At 66.8% G+C, this 7858-nt stretch carries 3 protein-coding genes; 1 reads left to right on the top strand and 2 read right to left on the bottom strand.

What is annotated here, in order from left to right; all coding sequences use genetic code 11:
* Positions 1-291: 291 nt before the first annotated feature.
* A complete protein-coding gene (locus tag Cba03nite_RS39175) occupies positions 292-3375 on the bottom strand; it encodes a DEAD/DEAH box helicase (protein WP_239126352.1) in 3084 nt (1027 codons plus the stop codon).
* Positions 3376-3591: 216 nt separating this feature from the next.
* Between Cba03nite_RS39175 and Cba03nite_RS39170 the strand changes: the two genes are divergently transcribed.
* Complete coding sequence (locus Cba03nite_RS39170; protein WP_203757604.1) at positions 3592-5685, top strand: nuclease-related domain-containing DEAD/DEAH box helicase; 2094 nt, start codon at positions 3592-3594, stop codon at positions 5683-5685.
* A gap of 75 nt (positions 5686-5760) precedes the next feature.
* Here the strand turns inward: Cba03nite_RS39170 and Cba03nite_RS39165 are convergent, their stop codons facing one another.
* Entirely contained in the window at positions 5761-7509 is a 1749-nt protein-coding gene (locus Cba03nite_RS39165) for a hypothetical protein (protein WP_203757602.1), read from the bottom strand.
* Positions 7510-7858: the final 349 nt, after the last annotated feature.

Raw genomic sequence — 7858 nt, 5'->3', positions numbered from 1 at the left:
AAAGCTGAGGTGTGGTGGAGACCGCAGTACCGTGTTCATTCATCTGTGAGCAGGATGCAGACCGCCACCCTAGTGGGCGCCTTGTGTGGCTTTCCACCGTGAAGACGGCCAGAAGCAACCGCAAAGTGTGCATGAGTGACTGCCTGACCGTCGCAACTTACCGACCGTCACATTGACCGGGTGCGGCACCGCCACGATTCAATGTCCATCAAGACTGCTCAACGGAAGCCGTGCATCGCTGATCTCGGACCCATCACCACATCACCGATGCCGTTAGCTCACCTAGCGACATCAGCCTGCGACGGCCGCGCGCCGGAACAGCTCCTCGGGCATGGGCTCATCCAGCCGCCACGTCACCGCCATGGGCTTCTCGCCACGGTGCTCGACATAGTGAGCCGTGCCGTGGAATACGTAAGGCTCTGGGTGCCCCGCCTCGGTGGACTTGCTTTCGCGGGTGAATAGCAGGATGTGGCTGCCAAGCTGCGCGTGGTTCTGATAGCGCACCCCGACGGACGAGGTCCCTGACGTGCTGTTCTGCGACTCCCAGTGGAACAACTCCGGAGTCAGCGCATAGTCGCGATACATCGTCTGCGGCGAGAACTCCTTCTCGTTCTTTCGCAGCGTCACCAGCAGTGCGTCACACTGAGTCGCGGGCGCCCAGGCGACGCCGCCCTGCATGTGCGCGGGCGCCCGGCGTCCGAGTTCGGCCCACCCCAGCGCGGCTAGGATCTCATCGGTGGAGTAGCGAGCGTTGACCGCCAGCGGCACCCGCGACAGCGCCTCGGTCAGCGGCTTGGCAACCCGCCGCGGCCGGTGCGCCGTGTACTCAACGATCTGGCGCAGCTCGCCGCGCACAAACTCTTCGCTGCGCAACTGGGCCAGCGCCTCGTCGTAGTCAGGGAAGCCACCCCCGTCACGCCAGATCGAGAAGACGAGCATCCGGGCGAACGCCTGCTCGACAGGTGACAGGTCCGCGTACGCGGCCGGCCCGGTCGCCAGCTGCGCATATGCCGCAGCTCGCGCCTCGTCGTCGACGTGCAGGAACGCCCGCAACCGCCGTCCGACAGTGTGTTCCAGCTCAGATCCTTCGCCCGGAAGTATGCCGCTGCGCCGTAGCAGCCAGGTGAAGTAGCGGTCTCGCCGGTAGACGTCGACGATGTCGCGCCCGCTAGCTTCCAGGTAATCGGCGAGCCTGGGCTGCGCGTACGTGCGCAGCTCCTGTACCAGCACGTTGACCTTAACGCTCAGATGCTCCTGGAGGCTGCTGAGCAGGCGCTCCTTGGCGATCCGGTCGAGCACCACCTGACAGCCGGGCGGCAGCCGAGGGAAGTCCTTCGCGACGTCTTCTTCCAAGCGCCCCCGAAACAGCCCGGTGAGTGCCTGGAAGCGGTTTTCCAGACGGAACTCGGTGCGATGCTGGCCGACGAAGTCCAGCACGGTAAGCACGTCCTTTTCCGGCGTGCGCCGCAGGCCACGTCCGAGTTGCTGCAGAAACACGGTAGCGCTCTGCGTCGGCCGCAGCATCAGGATGGTGTTGATGTCCGGGATATCCAGGCCCTCGTTGAAAAGGTCCACCGCGAACAGGAACGTGACCCGTCCGTCCCGGAGGTCGTCGAGGGCCGCACGCCGCTGGTCGGCCGATGTGGTGCCGTCGACGGCACGCGACACGATGCCGTGGCCGGTAAAGAACTTGGCCATATATCGCGCATGCTGAACCGAGACGCAGAAGCCCAGACCTCGTACGGCGTTGAGATCGCTGACCTTGTCACGAACCGCGTTGAAGATCAATCGGGCTCGATCATCGTTACCCGTGTACGCAGCATCGAGGGCGTCGCTGTCGTAGGCGCCCCGCACCCATTCCAACCGTGTGAGGTCGGTCTCGTCGTTGATGCCGAAGTAGTGGAACGGGCAAAGTAGGTCGGCGTGCAGCGCATCCCACAGACGCAGCTCGGCCGAGATGTGCCGGTCGAAGAACTCATCCTGCACCCAGGTGCCGTCAGCTCGCTCCGGCGTGGCGGTCAGCCCGAGCAGCTCCTGCGGCCGCAGATGGTCGAGAATGCGGCGGTAGGTCGGAGCGTGGGCATGGTGGAACTCGTCGATGACCACGATGTCGAAGTGGTCTGGGGCGAGCTCAGCGATGTTGCGGTGCAGGAACTGCACCGAGGCGAAAACATGGCGCCATTCGCGTGTCCGGTCGTCGCCGACGTGCAGTTCTCCGAAGGTGGGCCGGGCAAGCACCTGCCGGTAGGTATGCAGCGCCTGGTCAAGGATCTCCCGTCGGTGGGCGACGAACAGCAGGCTGGGCAGCTTGCCGAGCCGCTGCTGCAGATTGCGGTAGTCGAACGCGGCGGTGACGGTCTTTCCGGTGCCGGTCGCGGCGACGAGCAGGTTGCGGTGCCGGTCGTGCGCGCTCCGTTCGAGGTCGAGGTCTTCGAGCATCTCCCGCTGATGCGGGTACGGGTGCGGCACCAGGGCGGGCACGTCGATCAGCCGTCGCTTGCTCGACGTGGTGACAGCGAGCGCCTCGTCCAGGCGCTCGGCGTGCGCAGCTGGGTCGTACAGCTCGAACTCGGCGCGGTCCCAGTACGAGTCGAAGGTCGCACGGAACTTCTCCAGCAGGCGTGGAGTCGTGACCGCCGATAGGCGCACGTTCCACTCCAGGCCGTCGAGCAGTGCCGCCGCGGACAGGTTCGAGCTGCCGACATACGCGGTGTCGAAGCCTGTGTCCCGGCGCAGCAGCCAGGCCTTGGCGTGCAGGCGGGTCGAGTTCTGCTCGTAGCTGATCTTCACCTGTGCGCCGAAGTCGTTGACCAGCCGGTCCAAAGCGCGGCGCTCGGTGGCGCCCATGTAGGTCGTAGTGATCACCCGCAGCGGCACACCGCGCTGCTGCAACTCCTCCATCCGCTGCTCCAGGATGCGCAGCCCGGACCATTTGACGAACGCGCAGAGCAGGTCGACGCCATTGGTGCTGGCCAACTCGGCGGCAAGCTCGTGCGCGAGATGCGGATCTTCCCGGGCATTGGTGAGCAGTGCGGCTTCGGCCAGGGCCGTCGACGGCCGGACCGGCGGCTTGACCCCAGGCTCCCCGGCCATGACCGCGAGCAACTTGCGCGGTCCGGCGTCGACCAGTTCGGGGTCGTCGAAGCCGCGTAGCAACTGGTTGGCTAACTCGACCTGCGCATCGGTGCCCCGCACCGTGGCCAGTGCACGTGCGGCGGCTTCACCGATGTAACGGCCCAGCAGGTGTGCCGCGTCGGCCTCGTCGATTCCGTCGACGTGGATCAGGTGTCCTTCGGCCCGCCACTGGTTGACCTGCTCGTTGAGCCGCTGGGTCAGTAGGGTGTCGTAGAGCCCGAGAATAGGGAAGTCCGCCACCACGAGATCGTAGCCATGGATGTTGCTGGCCGGGGTATCCGTGAGGTCGCCCGACCGGCCGAAATGCGGGGTGCTGATCTTTAGTCTGTGTGGCGACCAATCGACCGGCGGGTCACGGGAATGTTCGCAGTGTGATATTTCCATTACTCTATGGCGATATCGAAGGTGCAGTTCCTGGGAGGCCAAGATGTGTCTTGTCGCGTACGGGAGCGGGCAATGACGGGCCATCTGTCCCGACGGCAGGCGGCCGCCGACCGCTCGCAGCAGCTGATCCGCGATCAGCGCGACGCACACGCCGCCCTGGCGCCCCGCTTCTCCCGCGGCGCCGACGGCGAGCGCCAGGTAGCCACCACGCTCATGACACTGACCCGCCCCGACAGCACAGGACGGCAGCGCTGGTTCATGCTGATCGACCGCGCCTGGCCCGGCACCCGCTCGGCCAACGTCGACATGATCCTCATCGGGCCACCTGGGGTGTTCGTCATCGACGCCAAGGAGTGGACCAGCCCACCGCAGATCCACGCAGGCGTGCTTTGCGCGGGCCTGGACAATCGGCAGTCCGAGATCGTCAAGGTAAAAGCCATGATCCGGCCCGCGCAGCATGCCCTCGCTCGAAAACTGCACATCGCCGCGGACATCGTCCACCCGGTGCTGGCCTTCGCCGGCCACTCACTGCACCGCAACCACCAGGGCGTACTGCTGCTCGGCATGCCCGAGCTGCGACCGACCCTGACCGGTGAGCTCCCGGCTCGGCTGAACGCCGCTGATGTGGGCGCGGTACACGAGGCGCTGGCAGAGGTGTATCCGGCCTACGAGCCCTGCAACCTGCCTTCCGACCATGTCTCCGCCATGGCCGCCGACAACGTCGCCAGAGGCCTGTTCGACCCTCAGGACCTCGTGGAAGCTGTCGTCGCCGAGGCGACCTCGCGGTCGATGGAACGCTGGATGACCTTCCTGCACCCGAGCCAGCTCGCGATCGTCAAGCGGACCTACACCGGTCCCGCCCGCATCAGCGGGCCGGCCGGCACGGGCAAGACAGTCGTCGGGTTGTGGCGCGCGGTAGAGGCCGCCAAGTCGACCACGGGCCCGGTCCTGGTGACCAGCCTGGTGCGGATGGTCCCCCGAGTACAGGCGCGATTGCTGCAACAGCTGCGTCCTGACCTGGCACACCGCATCGAGTGCGTCAACATTCACAAGTGGGCCGCCGACTTCCTCGCCGCGAGCAAAGTCAAGGTCAGCTACGATCCGGGCGGCGCTGAGAACGAATTCAGCCGCGCCTGGCTGGACCTGCGCGCACACTTCAGCGCGCTGGATCCCCTGCCGCTTTACTGGCGCCAGGAGATCGACACCGTCATCAAGGGCCGCGGCCTGACCAACCGCGAGCAGTACCGCGCTACCGCCCGGCCCGGCCGCCGGCGACGCCTGACCGAGTCCGACCGCGACCTGGTCTGGCGGCTGTACGAGCAATACCAGCAGCGTATGCTCGACCGAGGCATCCTGGATTCAGCAGACCTTCTCCTCCACGCTCTGGCTCAGGTGCGGCTCACCCCACCTGAGCCCGCCTACGGTGCTGTCATCGTCGACGAGGTGCAGGACTTGTCGCTGACCGCGCTGCGGCTGGTGACCGAGCTTGCCCCTTCCGGTTCCAACGGCCTGCTGCTGATCGGCGACTGCCGCCAGAAGATCTACCCCGGCGGATACCGGCTGTCCGAAGCCGGGCTGTCTATCGTCGGCGGCCGAAACGAGGTGCTGACGGTCAACTACCGCAACGCCCCGGCAATCCTCGATGCCGCCCTCGACGTCATCGCCGACCAGCGGTTCGAGGATATCGACGGTGCCATCGTCACCGGCAGACCCGCCGATCTGGCCACCAGGCACGGCGCGGGCAGAGTCATCCGGGTTGCTGCGCAGACCAGCACCGACCTCCAGCAACGTGTCATCGCCATGGTCCGGGAACTGACCGCAGGCGGAGGATACGGCGAGGTCGCGGTGCTCTGCTTCCACGGCAAGCAGGCAAAAGATTACGCCAGCCTGCTGCGGCGAGAGTCGATCCCCGTCATGGACCTGGACACCTACGCCGGCGATCCCGACGACCGGGTCAAGGTTGGCACCTGGCACAAAGCCAAGGGCCTGGAATTCGCCCATGTCCTGCTGCCTGACTCGGCCGACGCGGTCGCCCATGTCCGAGACCAAACCGACGTCGAAGCGGCGGCACTGGCCAGGCACGCACTCCATGTGGCGATGAGCCGGGCGCGGGAAACATTGTGGCTGGGCGACATCGGCCGCAGCCAGCCGACCACGGTGGGCTGATGGCGGCGCTACCAACGACTGACCAGCTACCGCACCGGCCGGGGCGCTGTGGCGCCCCGGCCGTATCAGAGTCGGTCAGATCAGGCTGAGTAGCCTGGCGAGCTCGTGGGCCTTGTTGCCGCCCAGTTGGAGCTGCTTGATGTCGAGCTGGAACACGTCGGTGACGACGGCGTGCAGCAGCTTGACGAACTGCTGGTAGTCGGGCTGCTCGAACACGGCCGGGTTCACCAGGTCTGCGGGCACGTGGTACGGCCGGACGATCTGCGGCGTACCCGCGAACTGGCCGATCCTGTCCTTGACCGACACCTTCTTGACCGTCTCGCCGTCGCTCCCGCTGGTCGGGCCGCCGGTCGTCGCAGCCTGGGTCAGGGCCGGGTGGCCCACCCCGAACTCGAAGCTGTACACCGTCGCCGAAGTCCCGTCGCCGAGCCGCCCCGTGGCCTTATCCGCGCTGAAGTCGATCTGCGTGCCGTTGGCCAGCGTCATCGTGAACGTGTCCCGGTTCGACACAACCGTCAGCGTCGAGACGATGTCCTCCTGCCCCAGCCGGGCGATCACCGGCTTCACCTGGTCCAGAGCGTGCAGCATCGTCCGCCCCACCGCGTTGTCGGCCGAATCGTCGGTGAGAAACCGCCGCAGCAGCGCCTGACCGGTCGTGAACGCGGTGCTCTTCAACTGGCACTGCGCCGCCAGCCGCAGCCGCCGCCCCTCACCGTCCTGGTACGTCGCACCCTTGAGCGCGAACAGGTACGTGCCCCCGGCGTCGGTGCCGCGGTGCCGCCGGCGCAGCACGATCCGGTTGGCGAGCAGGTCGCACTTGCCCGGCAGGTCGAAGTAAGTGTCCTCGTACACCTTCTGCTCGCCGGTCATCTTGAGGATGCCCAGCCGCTTCTGCAGCTCGCCGTCGTCCTGCAGCTTGTTCATGGCGAAGATGACCTGGTCGAGTTCGCCCTCGCTGCCGAGCTTGTACTCGGCCTCGCACTCCAGCGTCGTCATCATCTCCTTGCCGCCCTGCAGGATCCCCTGGAAGGTGTTGAACACCGGGCGGCTGGTGTTGAGCTTCTCGCTCATGTTCCAGGACGTGTTGCGCCGGTTCTCCGTGTCGGCCAGCTCCCGAAGGGTGTACGGGACCAGCCGCAGCTTGCCCGACCCGCCCTTCTGGTCCAGCCCGCCGCTCTCGTGCCGCACCCCGTTGACCGAGATCTTCTGCTGGTCGGCCACGCCGAGCCACTGCGCGCGCAGCCCCAGCTCCCGGTACCGCGCGGTGATCGTGTTCGCGGTCAGCGGGCCGCTCACGTCGAGCTTCAGGATCGCGGCCAGCTGCGCCAGCGTGTACTCGACCCGGACCTCCCAGTGGTTGTAGTCCCACGTCGGCTCGATCAGCACCACCATCAGCTGCCGCTCGCCCGGCTTCTTGATGTCGGCGGTCGGCGTCTCCAGGTAGATCGGGATCAGGTCCTTGGGCTGGGCCATGTACCGGGGGTTGCCCGTCACGCTGAAGTGCAGCTTCAGGCCCTCGTTCGACAGCAGCGCCGGGGACTCGATCTCCAGGTGCGCGGTGCCGTCCCACTTGCGGTACGACTTCTCGATCGTGATCGCCGGGCCCTGCGAGCCGAAGATCTGCTGCTGCTCCCAAGCCCAGGTGTCGATCATGAACAGCGGCGTCTTGTACGTCTGCCGCTCCATCGCCGAGACCAGGTCGTCGCCGCAGATCCGGTTCTCGCTGTCGGTGGGCCGGGTCGGCTCCTCCTGCGGCCGCGGCAGCGCCGTGATCGTCACCGTCTGCTCGTAGCGCAGCTGCCCCGCCGTGCGTTCTGCCTGCATCGCCCACTCCTCCTCGGCCCGCGGTGACCCTCACCGTGGGCCTCCGACGAGAGAGAACGAGAACGCCGGTAATACGTGCTGTCACCATTGCGACCTCGACCGAGCACGGTCACCGGCCGGTGGAGGATGTCCCCCGGAGGAGGCGGTCCCCCGGAAATCCCTGGGCCGGTCGCCAGCCGATGCCTCGCGGGCGACAGAACGCGGCAGCCCGGACGGGCCGGTGTCATCGTCGCGCCAGGTTTCGAAGAATTGCTCGCATCGTGGCGGCGGGCGTCCCGCTTGGCGCGTTCGCCTGGGCGGCGGCGTGCCGGCGGCAGCTGCGTCCGACCTCGAGGCCGAGGCCGAGGCC

It is taken from the genome of Catellatospora bangladeshensis (assembly GCF_016862575.1).
In the GTDB taxonomy this organism is placed as follows: domain Bacteria; phylum Actinomycetota; class Actinomycetes; order Mycobacteriales; family Micromonosporaceae; genus Catellatospora; species Catellatospora bangladeshensis.
This window is presented reverse-complemented; position numbering and strand designations above follow the sequence as displayed.